Annotated in this window: 13 protein-coding genes, 1 tRNA gene and 5 pseudogenes; 10 read left to right on the top strand and 9 right to left on the bottom strand. The window is 33.7% G+C overall.

Going from position 1 to position 17,696, the window contains the following annotated elements:
- Positions 1-110: 110 nt before the first annotated feature.
- Positions 111-263: pseudogene (locus OPR58_RS10615) on the bottom strand (IS5 family transposase); the annotation flags it as partial.
- Between the two features lie 200 nt (positions 264-463).
- Between OPR58_RS10615 and OPR58_RS10610 the strand changes: the two are divergent.
- Positions 464-610, top strand: coding sequence for a hypothetical protein (locus OPR58_RS10610; protein WP_265022657.1), 147 nt, complete (start codon positions 464-466; stop codon positions 608-610).
- A 6-nt stretch (positions 611-616) separates the two neighbouring features.
- Here OPR58_RS10610 and OPR58_RS10605 read toward each other — a convergent pair whose 3' ends face one another.
- Entirely contained in the window at positions 617-970 is a 354-nt protein-coding gene (locus OPR58_RS10605; protein ID WP_265022656.1) for a TrbC/VirB2 family protein, read from the bottom strand.
- A 129-nt stretch (positions 971-1,099) separates the two neighbouring features.
- Here OPR58_RS10605 and OPR58_RS10600 point away from each other — a divergent pair, with 129 nt between their 5' ends.
- The 4 genes from OPR58_RS10600 (at position 1,100) to OPR58_RS10585 (ending at position 7,002) form a co-directional block, all read left to right on the top strand.
- A complete protein-coding gene (locus OPR58_RS10600; RefSeq protein WP_265022655.1) occupies positions 1,100-1,915 on the top strand; it encodes a YihY/virulence factor BrkB family protein in 816 nt (271 codons plus the stop codon).
- Positions 1,902-2,666 (top strand): SDR family NAD(P)-dependent oxidoreductase, encoded by a 765-nt coding sequence (locus tag OPR58_RS10595; RefSeq protein ID WP_265022654.1) that lies wholly within the window; start codon positions 1,902-1,904, stop codon positions 2,664-2,666. The genes OPR58_RS10600 and OPR58_RS10595 overlap by 14 nt, the downstream gene beginning before the upstream one ends.
- A 429-nt stretch (positions 2,667-3,095) precedes the next feature.
- Positions 3,096-6,383: a carbamoyl-phosphate synthase large subunit gene (gene carB, locus OPR58_RS10590; RefSeq protein WP_265022653.1), complete on the top strand. Its 3,288-nt coding sequence runs from the start codon at positions 3,096-3,098 to the stop codon at positions 6,381-6,383.
- A gap of 271 nt (positions 6,384-6,654) precedes the next feature.
- A complete protein-coding gene (locus tag OPR58_RS10585) occupies positions 6,655-7,002 on the top strand; it encodes a diacylglycerol kinase (protein WP_064085518.1) in 348 nt (115 codons plus the stop codon).
- 6 nt (positions 7,003-7,008) lie between these two features.
- On the opposite strand, the pseudogene OPR58_RS10580 reads toward OPR58_RS10585, so the two are convergent.
- From OPR58_RS10580 to OPR58_RS10560, 5 genes and pseudogenes are all read right to left on the bottom strand, one after another.
- Positions 7,009-7,632 (bottom strand): annotated as a pseudogene (locus OPR58_RS10580) (RluA family pseudouridine synthase); the annotation flags it as partial.
- A 35-nt stretch (positions 7,633-7,667) separates the two neighbouring features.
- Positions 7,668-8,627, bottom strand: coding sequence for an IS5 family transposase (locus tag OPR58_RS10575; RefSeq protein ID WP_265022212.1), 960 nt, complete (start codon positions 8,625-8,627; stop codon positions 7,668-7,670).
- A 95-nt stretch (positions 8,628-8,722) separates the two neighbouring features.
- Positions 8,723-9,082: pseudogene (locus OPR58_RS10570) on the bottom strand (S4 domain-containing protein); the annotation flags it as partial.
- Positions 9,082-10,890 carry a coiled-coil domain-containing protein gene (locus OPR58_RS10565; protein ID WP_264682486.1) on the bottom strand — a complete coding sequence of 603 codons (1,809 nt, stop codon included), beginning with the start codon at positions 10,888-10,890 and terminating at the stop codon, positions 9,082-9,084. The pseudogene OPR58_RS10570 and the gene OPR58_RS10565, both read right to left, overlap by 1 nt.
- A gap of 45 nt (positions 10,891-10,935) precedes the next feature.
- Positions 10,936-12,189 (bottom strand): annotated as a pseudogene (locus tag OPR58_RS10560) (ComEC/Rec2 family competence protein); the annotation flags it as partial.
- A gap of 103 nt (positions 12,190-12,292) precedes the next feature.
- Here OPR58_RS10560 and OPR58_RS10555 point away from each other — a divergent pair.
- A complete protein-coding gene (locus OPR58_RS10555) occupies positions 12,293-13,252 on the top strand; it encodes an IS5 family transposase (protein ID WP_265022212.1) in 960 nt (319 codons plus the stop codon).
- 45 nt (positions 13,253-13,297) lie between these two features.
- Here the strand turns inward: OPR58_RS10555 and OPR58_RS10550 are convergent.
- Positions 13,298-14,080 (bottom strand): annotated as a pseudogene (locus OPR58_RS10550) (ComEC/Rec2 family competence protein); the annotation flags it as partial.
- A gap of 96 nt (positions 14,081-14,176) precedes the next feature.
- Between OPR58_RS10550 and OPR58_RS10545 the strand changes: the two are divergent.
- The 3 genes from OPR58_RS10545 to OPR58_RS10535 all read left to right on the top strand — a co-directional run bounded on the left by OPR58_RS10545 (position 14,177) and on the right by OPR58_RS10535 (position 16,100).
- Positions 14,177-14,253 (top strand) — tRNA-Met (locus tag OPR58_RS10545).
- A gap of 347 nt (positions 14,254-14,600) precedes the next feature.
- Positions 14,601-15,560 carry an IS5 family transposase gene (locus OPR58_RS10540; protein ID WP_265022212.1) on the top strand — a complete coding sequence of 320 codons (960 nt, stop codon included), beginning with the start codon at positions 14,601-14,603 and terminating at the stop codon, positions 15,558-15,560.
- A 270-nt stretch (positions 15,561-15,830) separates the two neighbouring features.
- Positions 15,831-16,100 carry a hypothetical protein gene (locus OPR58_RS10535; protein WP_265022650.1) on the top strand — a complete coding sequence of 90 codons (270 nt, stop codon included), beginning with the start codon at positions 15,831-15,833 and terminating at the stop codon, positions 16,098-16,100.
- A 326-nt stretch (positions 16,101-16,426) separates the two neighbouring features.
- Here OPR58_RS10535 and tmk read toward each other — a convergent pair whose 3' ends face one another.
- Positions 16,427-17,020: a dTMP kinase gene (tmk, locus tag OPR58_RS10530; protein ID WP_010403811.1), complete on the bottom strand. Its 594-nt coding sequence runs from the start codon at positions 17,018-17,020 to the stop codon at positions 16,427-16,429.
- Between the two features lie 102 nt (positions 17,021-17,122).
- On the opposite strand from tmk, the gene OPR58_RS10525 reads away from it, so the two are divergent.
- Entirely contained in the window at positions 17,123-17,695 is a 573-nt protein-coding gene (locus OPR58_RS10525) for a thioredoxin family protein (protein ID WP_265022649.1), read from the top strand.
- The last annotated feature ends 1 nt before the right edge of the window (position 17,696 follow it).

Below are 17,696 nucleotides of genomic sequence, written 5' to 3'. Positions count from 1 at the left end.
AAGTTATACTTGTTTGAAAAATGCCTATTTTACAACAAAATGCGTTAGTAACCATAAGCTTTTCTCCTTACAATAACCTCAACCAACACTAGCTATGCAACAAAGCCATCCAGAATCACGACCTTATCGCTATAAATATAGTTGCCACCAGCCATTTTTGGACCTTTTTCGTACCAATTTTCTATGGCATCATTGACGTAATAAAAAATATTTCCCCTCTCTTGGAGAAATTTGTTATATTCATGGCAGTTACTGACTCTCATTTTTTGTGGCATATTTTTCTTTAGTAGGTTAAATGCTTGTCTTATAGTGAATTTTGTCAGTAACTGCCAGTTCTTTTTATTTGACCTATGCAACAAAGCCTACTGGAATCCAGGAATTTTGATTCTAAATTAGGTATTGGTATGGCTAAATTTGAAATCATTACATAAATTTGTCGTAAACCATCACTGCTTAAGGTGCTATGCAACAAAGCCATCCCAGTGTCAAGCACTGGGATGACAGGGGAGGGACTACTCGAATAACACCTTTATGGTGGCTTAAGTCACAAGTTCGTGCAATGATGGTGCTCCTTAAAGAAGCACCATTTGCTAATGTTTTGAAGCTTTAATGCTTATTATGCGCATGTATTTGTTGCTTTATTCCATGTTTTACCATCAGGGCAAGCAGTTGCACCATTTTTACAAATCACACCATCTGGTACTATTCTTGAAACAACTACAGGTGCACCAAAAAACACAGCAGTAAATGCACCAAGTGCAAAAAGCGCTGGCCATGGCATTCTGCCAAATATTGCCAGCAAAGCTGCACCTATTATCACTATTGTAATCATAGGCCCGCCTATACCGTGAGTATAGCCTACTATTTTGCATATTGTATTGGTTGTTGCATCATCAGTAACAGCAGCAGCAAAAGCATTATCAAATGCAAAGGAAAGAATTAAAGCTACAAGTAGAAGAAAGTTTTTCATTATGCCTCCGTATTTAACGCTGGATTATCTATCATTTTGATTAAATTTAAGTAAATGGTGAGGATTTTTTTGCTTAAAGGTATGCTTTATTTCATTTAGAATACTTTTCTTAGTTTATTTATATTACAAGTGCTACAGAAATTTTATAGTATCGTTTATTGCCTTTATCGTGCTTTAATTGACACAATTTATAATGATGGAGTGGAGCACGCAGGGTATCTATCATTTTTAATCCTGTTATCAATATTTCCTTTTCTTATTGTTTTAATAGCCATGGCATCAACGTTCGCAAATTTCTTAGATCAATACAATGTCGGCTGGGCATTTATTATTGATAACATGCCACAGGATATTTTATCATCTTTGATGCCACGTATTAGGGAGATAATATCAGGCCCTCCGCAAAGCTTATTAACCTTGGCAATTGTAGGCGCTGTTTGGACTGCCTCATCGACAATTGAAGGATTTAGAACGATATTGAATAAGGCCTATAAAGTTCCAGTTTCATCGCCTTATATATGGAGAAGGGTGCTCAGTATATTACAATTTTTAGTAATTACGCTTGTTACAACTCTGACTATAGTGTTTTTTACATTAGTGCCAATATTAATTGATTTTTCTTACCAGGGGCTAAGTTATACTAGATATTTACTTATTGAGTTTGTGCTTTTTACTATAGTATCTTGGCTATATTTTACATTGCCAGACATAAAACAAAACTTATCAGACGTATTTCCCGGATCTTGTGTGGCTGTTATTCTTTGGACGATCTCTGCTTCAGTTTTCAAGCAATACTTAAAAACTTCCTTTGACCAACTGAATTTGATATATGGAAGTTTAGGTGGTGTGGTGGTGTCGTTACTATTTTTTTATGTGCTAAGTTTGATTTTTATATATGGAGCAAAATTTAATTTTCAGCTAAAATGTTTCAATGAATCTCGCTAAGGAGAAAGAAATGGGTAAATTAGAAGGTAAAGTAGCTTTAATTACCGGGGCTTCAGGTGGAATAGGCTCTGCTGTTGCAAAAAGATTTGTAAAAGAAGGTGCATGTGTGATTCTGATTTCAAGGTCTATCGATCACCTCAAACCACTATATAATGAAATTGAAGAGCTTAAAGAAGGCTCTGTAAAACTAATTCAGCTTGATCTTTTGGATTTTGAGAGCGTAAAAGTACTGCCAAACATGATAGAAAGCCTGAAATTATCAGAATCTGGAGCACTTGATATATTAGTTGCGTGTACTGGAGTTTTAGGAAAGCTGAACCCCATTCACGACTATGAAGTTGAAGAGCTACAGCACGTAATGAATACAAATTTTACTGCCAGTTGGTACTTACTAAAAAACTTAGATCCAATACTAAAAAAATCTAATGCTGGAAGGGTGATATTCATGACCTCAGAAGTGACACTTTCTCCTTCCTCTTATCCATACTGGATGCCGTATGCTGCAAGTAAAGTTGCACTAGAAATCATGGTGCAGATATATGCATCTGAGACAAAACATACGAGTTTGTGCGTAAATGCTGTGTATTCGGAAGGGCCTATCGATAGTGAAATGTATAAGCAAGCATTTCCGGGAAAAGATATATCTGAATTGGTGCCACCTGATAAACTGACAGACAAATTTGTGGAACTTGCTTCTGAAGATTGTAACATATCAGGACAAATCTTACCACTTAGCAAATCTCCCGAGTAAATTACCATAGTATCTGCAAAGATACCGTTAAGCCCACAACTGTATGAACATTGTGATTTGAGTCCACTAGGAAGGATGTCATCCCAGTGCCTCTATGGTGTCATTCCAGTCTGGAATCTAGTCTTTATTGTGCGGCCACTTATTTAAAGTTAAGTTTTCTGGATCCCAGACTGGGATGACACCTCTGGGCACTTCCGTCATAAAGGAACCAGTGTCAGCTACTTGAATGACATCATTTGCTGTGCAATTTACCTTCAAAAATGAATGTTTGTACAGCTGTGTGTCAAGCACTGGAATCTGCCACGCAAATTGCAATGTTCGTACAGTTATGCGTCAAGCCTAAAAGTAGTTAGCTAATAGGTTTAATAAAAATTCACATATACAGGAAAGATTGGTAACATTACTTGAATAGAGATCGTTATTGTAATTATGCCAAAACGCATAGATATAGAATCCATATTAGTAATAGGAGCAGGCCCAATAGTTATAGGTCAGGCATGCGAGTTTGATTATTCTGGAACGCAAAGCTGTAAAGTATTAAAAAGTGAAGGTTATAAAGTCATTTTGGTTAACTCCAACCCCGCAACTATAATGACAGATCCTGAATTCTCTGATTCAACTTATATTGAGCCGGTACTACCTGAAATCATAGAAAAAATTATAATTAAGGAGAGGCCAGACGCAATATTACCAACAATGGGAGGGCAAACAGCACTTAATTGTGCAATAAAACTTGCAGATGATGGAGTGTTAGACAAATACAACGTAGAATTAATAGGGGTAAATAGAGAAGCAATAAAAAAAGCGGAAGATAGAGAATTATTTCGCCAATCCATGGATAAAATAGGGCTAAAATACCCCAAAAGTATCATTATAAAAAATCAAGAACAAATAAAAAAGGCTTTGGATTACATTGGATTACCAGCAATCATCCGTTCATCATTCACTCTTGGTGGCGCAGGTAGTGGCATAGCATACAATAAAGAGGAGTTTTTCAATATCACAGAAAGTGCTCTAAAAATTTCACCAATAAATGAAGTTCAGATAGATGAATCAATTATCGGCTGGAAGGAATATGAAATGGAAGTTATCCGTGACTACAAGGATAACTGTATAATAGTGTGTTCAATAGAAAATGTTGATCCAATGGGAGTGCACACCGGAGATAGTATCACAGTTGCTCCTGCTTTGACTCTGCGTGATGCTGAATATCAACAAATGAGAAATGCATCTATAGCAGTGCTGAGGGAAATTGATGTTAGTGCCGGTGGTGCAAATGTTCAGTTTGCAGTGAATCCTAAAGAAGATGGAAGCCTCGTTGTAATTGAAATGAATCCAAGGGTTTCTCGCTCTTCTGCACTTGCCTCAAAAGCAACAGGCTATCCTATTGCAAAAGTTGTCACTAAACTTGCTATTGGCTATTCGCTCGATGAAATACGTAACGACTGTGCTCCAATAATACCAGCAGCATTCGAACCAGTGATTGATTATATCGTCACTAAAATTCCTCGATTTGAGTTTGAGAAATTTAAGGGGACAAATTGTGAATTATCAACCTCCATGAAATCAGTGGGAGAAGTGATGTCAATCGGCCGTACTTTTAATGAGTCACTGCAGAAAGCTTTTCGCTCACTTGAAACAGGGCTCATGGGACTTGATGAAGTGTTTTCTGAAGACACAGATATTAAATCTCAGTTAGCAAAATTGCTGCCAAACAGATTACTGATTGCTGCTGAAGCAATGCGCCACGGAATTAGCATAGAAGAAATAAATTCGATTACAGGTTATGATTTATGGTTTTTGCAAAATATACAGCAAATTATATTAGCTGAACAAAAAATCAAGGAAAACGGCCTTCCTGAAACTGCATATGAAATATTAGAGCTGAAAAAAATGGGCTTCTCAGATGCAAGGCTCGCAAAGTTAAGTAATAGACCTACCTCTGTCATCCCAGCTGGGATCCAAGAAAAAAATAGGTGGATTCCAGTGTCACGCACTGGAATGACATCAGAGCAAATTGAAGCAATGAGGAAAAAATTTGGTGTTAATCCAGTTTATAAACGTGTAGATACCTGTGCAGCTGAATTTGAATCGAGCACTGCTTATATGTATGGATGTTATGAGGGAGACATTACAAACAGGACAGAATGCGAAGCGGACATTTCTGACCGAGAAAAGGTTGTCATTTTAGGAAGTGGTCCAAATCGCATTGGTCAAGGTATTGAGTTTGATTATGCATGCGTTCATGCAGTTTCTGCCACCAAAGAAATGGGATACGAAACAATAATGATTAACTGCAATCCCGAAACCGTTTCAACTGATTATGATACCGCTGATCGTTTATATTTTGCACCACTCATTGCAGAGGATGTGCTTGAAATACTAAGTAAAGAGCAAGAAAATGGCACACTAGTTGGTGTAATAGTTCAAATAGGTGGTCAAACGCCTTTAAAATTAGCCAAAGTGCTGAACGAAAGAGGTTTTAATATCTTGGGTACATCTTTTGATTCTATTGACCTTGCAGAAGATCGCATGAGATTTAAAAATCTTGCTTTGCAACTTAATTTAAAACAACCTGAAAATTCTATCTGTCATTCAGTGGAAGAAGCGTTAATCAACGCAGAAAAGGTGGGGTTTCCATTAGTAGTGAGGCCATCCTATGTCCTTGGTGGTCAGTCTATGTCAATTTTGCATGATATTGATAGCTTCAAAGAGTACGTCCTGAATCACACTAAAATCTTTGAGCATGGTTCGCTGCTTCTTGATAAATTTTTAGTCAATGCAGTTGAGGTTGACGTTGATGCTGTATGTGATGGGGAAAGAGTTTTCATTGCAGCGGTTATGGAGCATATTGAAGAAGCTGGTATCCACTCTGGCGATTCAACATGTTCAATACCGACAAATACATTGAGTGACGAAGTAATAAAAGAGATCGAGCTCCAAACTGAGAGAATAGCATTAGCATTAAAAGTGAAAGGTCTGATAAACATTCAGTTTGCTGTTCAAGAGAGTGATGTATACATACTTGAAGTGAATTTAAGGGCTAGCCGTACAGTTCCTTTTATTTCCAAGGTAATCAATATTCCTATTGCAAAGCTTGCCACTCAGGTTATTTTGGGTAAAAAATTGAATCAGGAAAACAAGCCTTTCAATCATTTTGCAGTTAAAGCTGCTGTTTTTCCATTTACGCGTTTTTCGGGAATTGACACTTTACTTGGTCCTGAAATGAAATCAACAGGAGAAGTGATGGGAATTGACTTATCTTTCGGAGCTGCACTTGCAAAAGTGCACATGGCTGCAGGATACAAGTTACCAACAGAAGGAACAGCTCTGGTTTCAGTAAAAGATGATGATAAAGAGTATATATTGCCTGTTGTACGAATGTTGAAAGAACTGAGTTTTGAAATATATGCCACCAAAGGCACAGCTTTGCATCTGAACAATAACGGCATTGCTGCAAAAGCTGTAAATAAAGTGAGAGAAGGCAGACCCCACATAGTTGATATGCTCAAAGATGGAAAAATAAACCTAGTGATCAATACCTCAAAAGGTGTAAAGTCAGTCTCAGATAGCAAAGATATCAGGAGAACTGCTATTTTGCAAAATATAGCTTATAGCACCACAGCTTCTGGGAGTAAAGCGTTAGCGCTTGCAATTCAATATGTAAAGAATAGCAAATTGGAAGTGAAATCATTACAGCAGATACAAAATATTTAAATATCAAGACTATAATAAATTATTACTTATTTCAAAATGAGGATCGTGTAAGCTAAGGAGAGAGAAATTTAATTAAAGGATTTTTGTGTCAGTATCAATATATAACTGCCTTGAGCGTTTGTTGAAAGGCTTTGTACTAATTTTCTTGATTCAAACAATATGCTAGACTTTAACTTAAAAATCTTTGTAAGTGATCACGACTGAAAGGTGTTTTCATGCATTTTTTACCTGAGTGCAATAAGTGTAATTCATTGAGTTTCCAAAATTGATAATGAAGAAAAGCATTACTCGTCTAATAAAAGCAATTCAATACTCCTGTGAAGGAATAAAATCAGCTTTTGTATCAGAAGTTGCGTTCAGACAGGAGTTACTGCTTTTTATAATATGTGTTTCAACTTTGTTTGTTTTAGATGTAAGTAATTTAGAACGTGCAGTAATGGTAAGTAGCCTATTTTTGGTGTTAATTGTAGAAATTATTAACACTGCTTTTGAAACAATAATTGAGCGTATTTCCAGTGAACAACATATACTTTCAAAAAAAGTGAAAGATCTAGGTAGTGCAGCAGTTTTTCTCTCATTAATTAACTTCTTGATAACATGGATGATAATATTGATATGAATGTTGTTAAGATATATTTTCAAATTCACCGATTAAGACTTGCATGTCTTGTGGTAAATCAGAAACAAATTCTATATATTCTTTACTTTTTGGATGATATAAGCCTAGCGTGTGAGCATGTAGTGCCTGTCTATTGAAATTACGGATAAAGTCAGAGTTTTTAGCATGTTTTTCACTTTTACTACTATTTTTTCCGTAAACTTGATCACCAACTACAGAATGTCCTATGTAGCTCATGTGTACTCGAATTTGGTGTGTTCTGCCTGTCTCTAAAGTACATTTAACCAGGCTTGCTTGCCCTATAATTTTCTTCACTGAATAATGAGTGATTGCTAATTTACCTGCTGTTTTTGTGACACACATCATTTCTTTATTACTGCGTTTTGGAGCAATATGGGTTTTTACTGTTCCTTGCAGATTAGGTAATGCTCCCCAAATTACTGCTAAGTATTCCCGTTTTATTTTACGATTTGATAGCAGTTCAGACAAGAAGCTGTGGGATTGTTCATTTTTTGCAATTACCATGAGTCCACTAGTATCTTTATCAAGCCTGTGAACAATTCCTGGTCTTGTATTTATATATGGAATTTTGCCAAGGTGAGCGATCACTGCATTCAGGATGGCTTTGTTGCATAGCACTGATAGGCATGTAAATCACAATGAACTTACGCAGCTAATTTAAATTTAGCCATACCAATATCAGTAAATTTGTTCAGTAAGTAGCACTTAATTAACAGCTCTTTTTCACGATTTACCTCTGATTTATTTTTCAAGCCAAACCCAAATATTTGCTTCAACCTATAGAAAAAGACTTCAATATAAGACCGTGCTCCATACTTAACTTTTTTCTTCCATTCATTAATACCATCTTCATAATTCTCATATGACCTAATTCTACTAATATACTTGTTTCTTTCTGATAAGTAGTCAGCTAAACAAATTTTAGTATCCTTCCTAGGGCGAATAATAGGCACAATATTGTATTTTCTGCATTCTTTATACACACTTTTTATATCATAAGCCGCATCTGCTCGAATAGAACAAATGTTATATTTATCACTGACTTCTTCTAACATATCGCAGACCGGCAAATAGTCTACAGCAACACCACTAGTGTAGTTCATGCTTATTGCTTTCTTATCATTTATGTTTAAAATAACATGTAATTTTCTTACTTGACCATAACCACTGTATTTTCTTTTTCGAATATTAAGCTTACTATGCCCACCGTTATTATTGTAGATACTAACTCTAGTGCTATCTACGGCAATTTCAACATTTTCCAGATCATCTTTATTGCTTCTATGGTCATCAATCTTCAAATTAAGCTTTTTAAATCTTCTGGAAGCTTGTGTATAGCTGATAATCTTAAGTTTTTTGCCTATTTGTACCATATAACCTTTTACAAAACCTACAGCTTGTCTCAAGCCAATTCTAAAAAGATGAACTATTATGTGTATTAAAATTACAACTTTATCACTATAAGTGTTATTGCCACCTGCAACTTTTGGACTATTTTCATACCAATTTTCTATGGCTTGATTAACAAAATGAAAAACATTTCCTCTTTTTTTTAGAAACTCATTATATTCTCTTTGGTTACTTACTCTCATTTTTTGTGGCATAAGTTATACTTGTTTGAAAAATGCCTATTTTACAACAAAATGCGTTAGTAACCATAAGCTTTTCTCCTTACAATAACCTCAACCAACACTAGCTATGCAACAAAGCCATCCAGGATTGTATCATTGTTTGTTCCAGCACCTGGGTGTACTGTTAATCTACTTTGTTTACTCAGAACTATAATGTCCCCATCTTCGTAGATGATATCAAGCTTTATATTATAGTTAGGTTCAATTGATGTGGATATGTCAGGTTGAACGAGATGTACTATATACTCTTCACCTGGTTTTACTATGTGGTCATTATTAATTATCGGCGTGCCAAGTAATGTTACCCGCTCATCTTGTATCAATCTTTGTGCTTTACTGCGTGATATGTTACACTTTTTAGCTATGTAAGTATCTAGCCTTAATTTTTTTTCGTCACTATTAACATTTAAGGTTATATCTATGGTCACTACCCTGCGCAAGCTACTTTGAATGCTGCATGAACATCTGGATTCACAAAATCAACTTTTGTACTAGGTTGAATTTGAAGGCCGTCTTGTTTTTTAATATGGCAAATTGTTTGAGAGCCATCTTTCCAGTAAATTATTATTTTATTATCAAAATCCCGTAGCGTTAACTCCCTCTTTTCTTCTTTTTTATCTTTTTCTTCTAGCTTAATAGACTCTAATAAATAATATAGAAAGTCACTTGCTTTACCGTTAACTTTTTTTCTCCATTCATCCATTTTTTCTTGTTCAGATAATTCTTTTTCCAATTTTGCATTTTCTTGCTCCAGCTCTTTCATCCTTTTTTTTGATTTTAATAATCTATGTTTTTCTATTGCTTTTTTCTCTTCATCTCGCTGTTTTTCAAGAGAAGTAGCAGTAATACTGCCTTCACTGCTATTAGGTTCATTTGATTGAGTCTGTTTATTCTTTAATTCTGCTAGCTCATCTTTTACTTTTTTTAGTTCTTCTTCTAATTCGTTCTTTATCTTTTCCGCTTCTTCTTTTTGTTTTTCCAATGTATCTATGAACTCACGATCATCGCTAATTGTTCTTTCTCCAGATTGAAAAAAGCCAACTAATCTGCTTGGTTCAAATCGCTCAACCTTATCTTCAGCGATTTTAATAGTATTCTCTAAACTAGAAAAAATGCTTTCAATTTTTAGTGAATTTGTTCTTTTTGCCAGCTCTTTAGCTTCGCTTAAAATGACCATCATTTCCTTACGCAACTTATCTAAATCTTTTTTGATGTCTCCTCTAATTCCTTGTAGATGAACAAGTGTTTCTTGAATTTCATCATTTGCAGGTTTTAGAAGTTTGCTATCAAGTAGATCTTTAGCTTCATCTAAGCGCTTATCAAATGAGTCAACAATTTTATCTGTAAAATTAGTCAAGTGCTTATCTAGTAATTTTATTAATCGAGATATTGGATCATTTTCTTCCTCATCTTTTGTCTTTTTTTCCATTACCGATACAAAACCACCTCTTCTGCATGGAAAGAGAATATCTAAATTATTAAATTTTTTAACAATATTATGATTATTGTTTATCTCATTGGTTTTTAGCTTGCTGAATGTTATACATATTCCAACGATAGCAATGATACTAGCCAGTACAACTGGAACCCATTCCAAAGCCTGAATATTGGCAAAGCTCAATCTATTTTGTATTAACGCACCAACTATAATTACAGCACTAATTACATATGGTATGGTAAGAAAAATGGCCTTATTTTTATTCTCTTGTATTTGATTATCTAATATTTTTTTCTGATTTTCAGAAATTGGCAAAACTATTGAAAAGTTTGCTTTTTTGGAATCTATAAGACTTAAATTTGGTTTTATCTCTATTTTCAGAGCATTTTCAGCGATTTCACTCATCTCGTTGTCTTTGCCACCTCTAATTTTATTATTTATTAATTCCTCTATCAACTTTTCTCCTTCTTTTATCTCCTGCTTATGCATATATCTCATAGCAGAAGAGGCTACAAAAGTTGTTAAAAGAATAATAGAAACCAAAGTGTAAATTGGCATGAATGTTGGGTTAAAAATATCTGTAATAAACCTTAGATCATTATGGGTTATTATTATTGCAGCTACATAAGCCAAAGAAAATTGAAGCCAAATATTTACAATCGCTATGGGTAGAGTGTTACTTACAGAATATTTCTTTGTTGCACGCCATAACCTAGGAAAAAAACCAATAGCATCATCTATTTTGGCAAAATTATGATCTACTTTAACATTGAAAGGATTTGTTGTATCTAAAGGCATAAATTTCCTTGCATCCTAATTAAGTAATTATATATAAATGATACTTTAAAAACAAGTTTTTGGCTTATGCCAAGGACGATTAGAACGGACTTTGCTAACCTTTATGCCACTATTTGCTAGCCAAACAGAGTGTGTGCCATATGCCTCTAAGTCAGAGTATTTGATGATTTTAGTATTGCAAGCTGGATAGTTAAACTTGCTTAACTGAATTACTAGATCGACATTGTTACAATTTTCTAAAATATCTTCTCTTTTATGAGCTAGCAACACTGACTTATTATTTCCTTTATTATATGTACAGTCATAATCATTACATTTTAGCCTTTTGTTTGAATTACTGAATTTAGTATGATTCACAATTTGATTCTGCCCGTTTTGCTTTGCCCACGTTTTGACAACAAAATTTCTGTTTTTTCTAGTAAGGGAATATAGTAAATTGTCATCTTCTTTTACAGCAAGATTATCAGCACTGACTAGAATGTCAGGAGTTGTATACATAGCGCTAGAGAAAATACCTAGCACAATAAAGAAAATTCCAAAGAAACGCCAATTCCTTTCCCACAAGCATAACCATAATAGCCCAAGCGTTATTATAATAATTAATGAGGCAGGAAAAGTGCGAATAGGAATAACCAAATACTGAAGACTGGCAATTGCGTTTGTTATATATAAAACGCTGTCAATTGGGCGTTCCATGAGAGGCGTTATAATCCACTGAGTACCTAAAGGAATCAATAAAACATATATTATTCCAAGTGGAATAATAATGAGTGTAACTATTGGTATAGCAATCAAATTTGTGATAATGCCACTGATTGAAAAATAGTTAAAATTGTATATTGTGTACGGAACAGTTGCTAAACTTGCTATTATTGAGCTGATCATTATCGACACAAAATATTTTATTATTTTTATTTTGAATAACTTATTAGCATTGATCTGATAGCTGGCAACTAGTGCCAAAACAGCAGAAAATGACATTTGAAAACCTGGCTTTAAGATTGCTTCTGGCTCCACTATGAGTATCACCGAAGCAGCAAACGCAATTGCTATTAATCCTCGATATTTCCTTTCTATGATTATTGCAACAAGTACCAAGATCACCATGATGTAGGCACGCTGAGCAGAAATTTGCATACCGGTAATCAACAAATAAAAGGTAGTTGGCAAGATAGTAAAGAATGCAGATATTTTTTTAGTGTTATATTTAAGAGTCAAAGTTTCAGATATTGCAAATAAATTACGGAATACTATAAAAAATAGACCAGCAACAAACGATAAATGTAAACCAGATAGGCTTTGTTGCATAGCTAGTGTTGGTTGAGGTTATTGTAAGGAGAAAAGCTTATGGTTACTAACGCATTTTGTTGTAAAATAGGCATTTTTCAAACAAGTATAACTTATGCCACAAAAAATGAGAGTAAGTAACCAAAGAGAATATAATGAGTTTCTAAAAAAAAGAGGAAATGTTTTTCATTTTGTTAATCAAGCCATAGAAAATTGGTATGAAAATAGTCCAAAAGTTGCAGGTGGCAATAACACTTATAGTGATAAAGTTGTAATTTTAATACACATAATAGTTCATCTTTTTAGAATTGGCTTGAGACAAGCTGTAGGTTTTGTAAAAGGTTATATGGTACAAATAGGCAAAAAACTTAAGATTATCAGCTATACACAAGCTTCCAGAAGATTTAAAAAGCTTAATTTGAAGATTGATGACCATAGAAGCAATAAAGATGATCTGGAAAATGTTGAAATTGCCGTAGATAGCACTAGAGTTAGTATCTACAATAATAACGGTGGGCATAGTAAGCTTAATATTCGAAAAAGAAAATACAGTGGTTATGGTCAAGTAAGAAAATTACATGTTATTTTAAACATAAATGATAAGAAAGCAATAAGCATGAACTACACTAGTGGTGTTGCTGTAGACTATTTGCCGGTCTGCGATATGTTAGAAGAAGTCAGTGATAAATATAACATTTGTTCTATTCGAGCAGATGCGGCTTATGATATAAAAAGTGTGTATAAAGAATGCAGAAAATACAATATTGTGCCTATTATTCGCCCTAGGAAGGATACTAAAATTTGTTTAGCTGACTACTTATCAGAAAGAAACAAGTATATTAGTAGAATTAGGTCATATGAGAATTATGAAGATGGTATTAATGAATGGAAGAAAAAAGTTAAGTATGGAGCACGGTCTTATATTGAAGTCTTTTTCTATAGGTTGAAGCAAATATTTGGGTTTGGCTTGAAAAATAAATCAGAGGTAAATCGTGAAAAAGAGCTGTTAATTAAGTGCTACTTACTGAACAAATTTACTGATATTGGTATGGCTAAATTTAAATTAGCTGCGTAAGTTCATTGTGATTTACATGCCTATCAGTGCTATGCAACAAAGCCAACCAGATATAGCGAATAAATGTGCTATACCTGAATCTCGTATCGCATTCATAATTTTTTGATCTATCCCGTCTTTTTTGCCAATTAATAATGCAGAGATTATGTCCGCGTGTGGCTTTTTGGTATTTTGCTGTAGGTTTTCATAGATATATTGACGGAAAGATTCTATATACTCTTGAAATTTTCTTGCTTCAGCCTTTTTGTACAGGACTATTTTGCTTGTTGCAAAGCCTGTTGCACTTATTTTCTGATAATATGCTATTCTTGCAAAATCATATGCATATTCCGAAGGCGCAATTTTTGGAGGAAAGAGTTTTGCTGATAATTTTACTTGATCCCCTATTTTAATGCCTTCTTCCGCTTTGGTTTTAACTGATATTCTGATGTTATCCAGCTTGAACTTCGTGTTTTTTATTTCATAAAGCAAAAATTGTTTATATGAGCCCCTATCGTTAATATCCTTCACTATAGCAACAATATCTTTCACATACCTTTCCTTATCAAGAATGTGAGTATTAACTGAATCTGTTCTGAATTTGCTGGCTGTAAATCCTATGAGCACTGCAATTAAAGAAATGCATAATATTGCGTATTTCCTGTATAATATTGCAATCAGAATTAGTATAGGTGAAAGCAAGAGAAAAATAGATATAGTGAAAGCACAGCTTGGTTCAAAATTTAATGAGAAATAGGTTAAAATTCCTGCACACTGAAAAACAGGGAACCACAATATCAAGTTATATTTTTCATTGCACAGATTGTTATGTATATAATTTACTATCATGTTAAGAAAGGTTAATAGATATATAAATATATGTAATAGTGTGATTTTATTCTTTTATTTATTATTATTACGCATATAATAATAAATAAGCAACGACGCGGGATGGAGCAGCTCGGTAGCTCGTCAGGCTCATAACCTGAAGGTCGTAGGTTCAAATCCTACTCCCGCAACCATCTTTCAATTGTACAAACATCGCGATTTCTCTTATTATAATAGCAATGGTATTTCTGACTCAAAGCTTGTTTTTGACCTGTAGGCTCAATCGCAACATTCAGTAAAAAACTTAAGGTATTTATTGGTGAATTACATTAAATTATAGTGGCTGCATGTCTTTTTTATTTTTTCTACATTTAGCCAAATCACGCTTGTTAGTACATTATCAATTTAAATTATTAAAACTCGCTATTCGGGACGGCTTTGTTGCATAGCTAGTGTTGGTTGAGGTTATTGTAAGGAGAAAAGCTTATGGTTACTAACGCATTTTGTTGTAAAATAGGCATTTTTCAAACAAGTATAACTTATGCCACAAAAAATGAGAGTAAGTAACCAAAGAGAATATAATGAGTTTCTAAAAAAAAGAGGAAATGTTTTTCATTTTGTTAATCAAGCCATAGAAAATTGGTATGAAAATAGTCCAAAAGTTGCAGGTGGCAATAACACTTATAGTGATAAAGTTGTAATTTTAATACACATAATAGTTCATCTTTTTAGAATTGGCTTGAGACAAGCTGTAGGTTTTGTAAAAGGTTATATGGTACAAATAGGCAAAAAACTTAAGATTATCAGCTATACACAAGCTTCCAGAAGATTTAAAAAGCTTAATTTGAAGATTGATGACCATAGAAGCAATAAAGATGATCTGGAAAATGTTGAAATTGCCGTAGATAGCACTAGAGTTAGTATCTACAATAATAACGGTGGGCATAGTAAGCTTAATATTCGAAAAAGAAAATACAGTGGTTATGGTCAAGTAAGAAAATTACATGTTATTTTAAACATAAATGATAAGAAAGCAATAAGCATGAACTACACTAGTGGTGTTGCTGTAGACTATTTGCCGGTCTGCGATATGTTAGAAGAAGTCAGTGATAAATATAACATTTGTTCTATTCGAGCAGATGCGGCTTATGATATAAAAAGTGTGTATAAAGAATGCAGAAAATACAATATTGTGCCTATTATTCGCCCTAGGAAGGATACTAAAATTTGTTTAGCTGACTACTTATCAGAAAGAAACAAGTATATTAGTAGAATTAGGTCATATGAGAATTATGAAGATGGTATTAATGAATGGAAGAAAAAAGTTAAGTATGGAGCACGGTCTTATATTGAAGTCTTTTTCTATAGGTTGAAGCAAATATTTGGGTTTGGCTTGAAAAATAAATCAGAGGTAAATCGTGAAAAAGAGCTGTTAATTAAGTGCTACTTACTGAACAAATTTACTGATATTGGTATGGCTAAATTTAAATTAGCTGCGTAAGTTCATTGTGATTTACATGCCTATCAGTGCTATGCAACAAAGCCATTCGGGACTTCTTTTGCCTTTTTTCTATTTGGTTGGATGATTTTATAAATTAATTAAAATATTCATAATATTGATTTCTTATCACAACAATGCTATTATTAAGCTAATATTACTTTTAGTGAGGTATGAGCAATGGTTGATGTAGCTTTTATTGGCATAAATACAGTTATTGATAACGGATACAGAAGAAAAATAAAACTCGTTATGTCATGATTATTTTTAGCTGTGTCAGCAGCAACTGCCGTCTGGTTTATCTTTCCTGAATCACAAAATCTACTTGCTCCATTCTTGCTTCCAGCTATATTCCTTCTCTTGACTCTGTCTATGGGATATTATACGTTTCTTTTTGGTTGTGAGAAAAAGTCTGTAGAGAAAATGTTCTCGGTATCTGCTGAGTCAGTTAAGAGAGTGAATTGCCAAGACGGAATCGGATTTTTGCTAGCAGAAACAAGAGATATTACAAAAAATAAGTTTTGTAAAGTACTTTTGTTTTGAGGATCGTAGCAAAGCGCACAAACTTGCTTTATATGTAAGAGAAATTGATAGCGTTGCATCCTCGATAAAAGACGAGGATCTGTTAAATCACTTTGATCAATTTTTTACCATAACTGAAGTAAGCAATAAGAATAGTAGAAATGAGCTAATTAATCGCGCAAGAATATATAGAACAATAAGTGAAAAACCTAAAAATGAAATACAAAGTTTTTTAGCTAATCAAAAAGAGAGTCTTTCGTATGAAATAACGTCACCTAAAATTGATAATTTTTTACCACAGGTTAATGCAGTAACTGTTTAGGTTAGCAAAAGTTCAATACGTATAGCTAAGTCTTTGCAATATCAATAATTTCATTGTGTACATGATTATCACTTTTTTTTTCAATTCCAGTAATAACATTACATCTATTAGATTCTTTTATAGCTATTTCTTGAAATCCTTTTCGAATTTTATGATAGAAATCAATGCTCATTTCTTCATACTTATTTTTATCCTTTGCTCTGCTGAGTCCAACTTGAACATCAATATCTAAAATAAATGTGATATCTGGATATTTAATTTCCACTAATTTGTGTAAGTCTCTTATTAGACTCAAGTCAACACCTAGTCCATACCCTTGATACGCAATAGTTGAATCGATAAATCGATCACAAATAACTGTCTTTCCCTCTTTAAGAGCTGGCAATATTAATTTTTTCATATGTTCGTGCCTCATCGAGATAAGCAGCAAGAGTTCAGAAATAGGATCAATATTATCCTTAAGTAGTAATCCTCTTATTTTTTCTGCAAAATCAGTACCACCTGGTTCTCTAGTCAATACGACATTATTTTCACCGTGAATTTGCTTGAAATAATTTGCAAGTAACTCAGACTGTGTTGTTTTACCAGAACCATCTATTCCTTCGAAGGTTATGAACATAAATTTTATAATTACAATGCTAAATGCAAACAGTGTACATAGAAACCATTTGACATTTAAGCAATAAGATCATAAATTATGGTATACAATTCTCTATGAGCTATGGTTACGCTAGACACTCCTAAGATAGATTTAGACTTTACTGCAAAGAATTTCAATCTCCTGGGAGTGGATAACAAATATTATACATTAAGTGACTGCTATGGGGAAAATGGTCTCATTGTAATGTTTATATGCAATCACTGTCCTTACGTTCAATCAATTATTAGCAATCTAGTAAGCGATGTTAATTTGTTGAAAAAAGATTATCAGGTAAACACCGTTGCAATCATGTCAAATGATGTAAATGAGTACCCAGAAGACTCCTTTGAAAACATGATTAATTTTGCCAAGGAAAATAAGTTTACATTTCCATATTTGATTGACAATAACCAAGAAGTAGCTAAAGAGTATGGTGCTGTTTGTACCCCTGATTTTTTTGGTTTTAATTCCAAACTAGCCCTCTGCTATCGCGGGCGTTTTAACAACACAAAAAAAGAGAAAGTTCAAAATTACGAAGTAGGAAGTAGTGATTTATTTCAAGCCATGAAATTTATTGCAGAAACTAGCAATCCTCCAGTTGACCAAAAATCAAGCATTGGTTGTTCAATAAAATGGTCTAATTCTACAGGTTAAA

This window comes from Wolbachia endosymbiont (group B) of Ischnura elegans (genome assembly GCF_947251585.1).
In the GTDB taxonomy this organism is placed as follows: domain Bacteria; phylum Pseudomonadota; class Alphaproteobacteria; order Rickettsiales; family Anaplasmataceae; genus Wolbachia.
This window is presented reverse-complemented; position numbering and strand designations above follow the sequence as displayed.

Excerpts from the sequence above, each read along its gene's own strand:
- OPR58_RS10610 (WP_265022657.1), top strand. The coding sequence starts at position 464 with ATGCAACAAAGCCATCCCAGTGTCAAGCACTGGGATGACAGGGGAGGG.
- OPR58_RS10605 (WP_265022656.1), bottom strand. The coding sequence starts at position 970 with ATGAAAAACTTTCTTCTACTTGTAGCTTTAATTCTTTCCTTTGCATTT.
- OPR58_RS10595 (WP_265022654.1), top strand. The coding sequence starts at position 1,902 with ATGAATCTCGCTAAGGAGAAAGAAATGGGTAAATTAGAAGGTAAAGTA.
- carB (WP_265022653.1), top strand. The coding sequence starts at position 3,096 with ATGCCAAAACGCATAGATATAGAATCCATATTAGTAATAGGAGCAGGC.
- OPR58_RS10585 (WP_064085518.1), top strand. The coding sequence starts at position 6,655 with ATGAAGAAAAGCATTACTCGTCTAATAAAAGCAATTCAATACTCCTGT.
- OPR58_RS10575 (WP_265022212.1), bottom strand. The coding sequence starts at position 8,627 with ATGCCACAAAAAATGAGAGTAAGTAACCAAAGAGAATATAATGAGTTT.
- OPR58_RS10565 (WP_264682486.1), bottom strand. The coding sequence starts at position 10,890 with ATGCCTTTAGATACAACAAATCCTTTCAATGTTAAAGTAGATCATAAT.
- OPR58_RS10555 (WP_265022212.1), top strand. The coding sequence starts at position 12,293 with ATGCCACAAAAAATGAGAGTAAGTAACCAAAGAGAATATAATGAGTTT.
- OPR58_RS10540 (WP_265022212.1), top strand. The coding sequence starts at position 14,601 with ATGCCACAAAAAATGAGAGTAAGTAACCAAAGAGAATATAATGAGTTT.
- tmk (WP_010403811.1), bottom strand. The coding sequence starts at position 17,020 with ATGTTCATAACCTTCGAAGGAATAGATGGTTCTGGTAAAACAACACAG.
- OPR58_RS10525 (WP_265022649.1), top strand. The coding sequence starts at position 17,123 with ATGGTTACGCTAGACACTCCTAAGATAGATTTAGACTTTACTGCAAAG.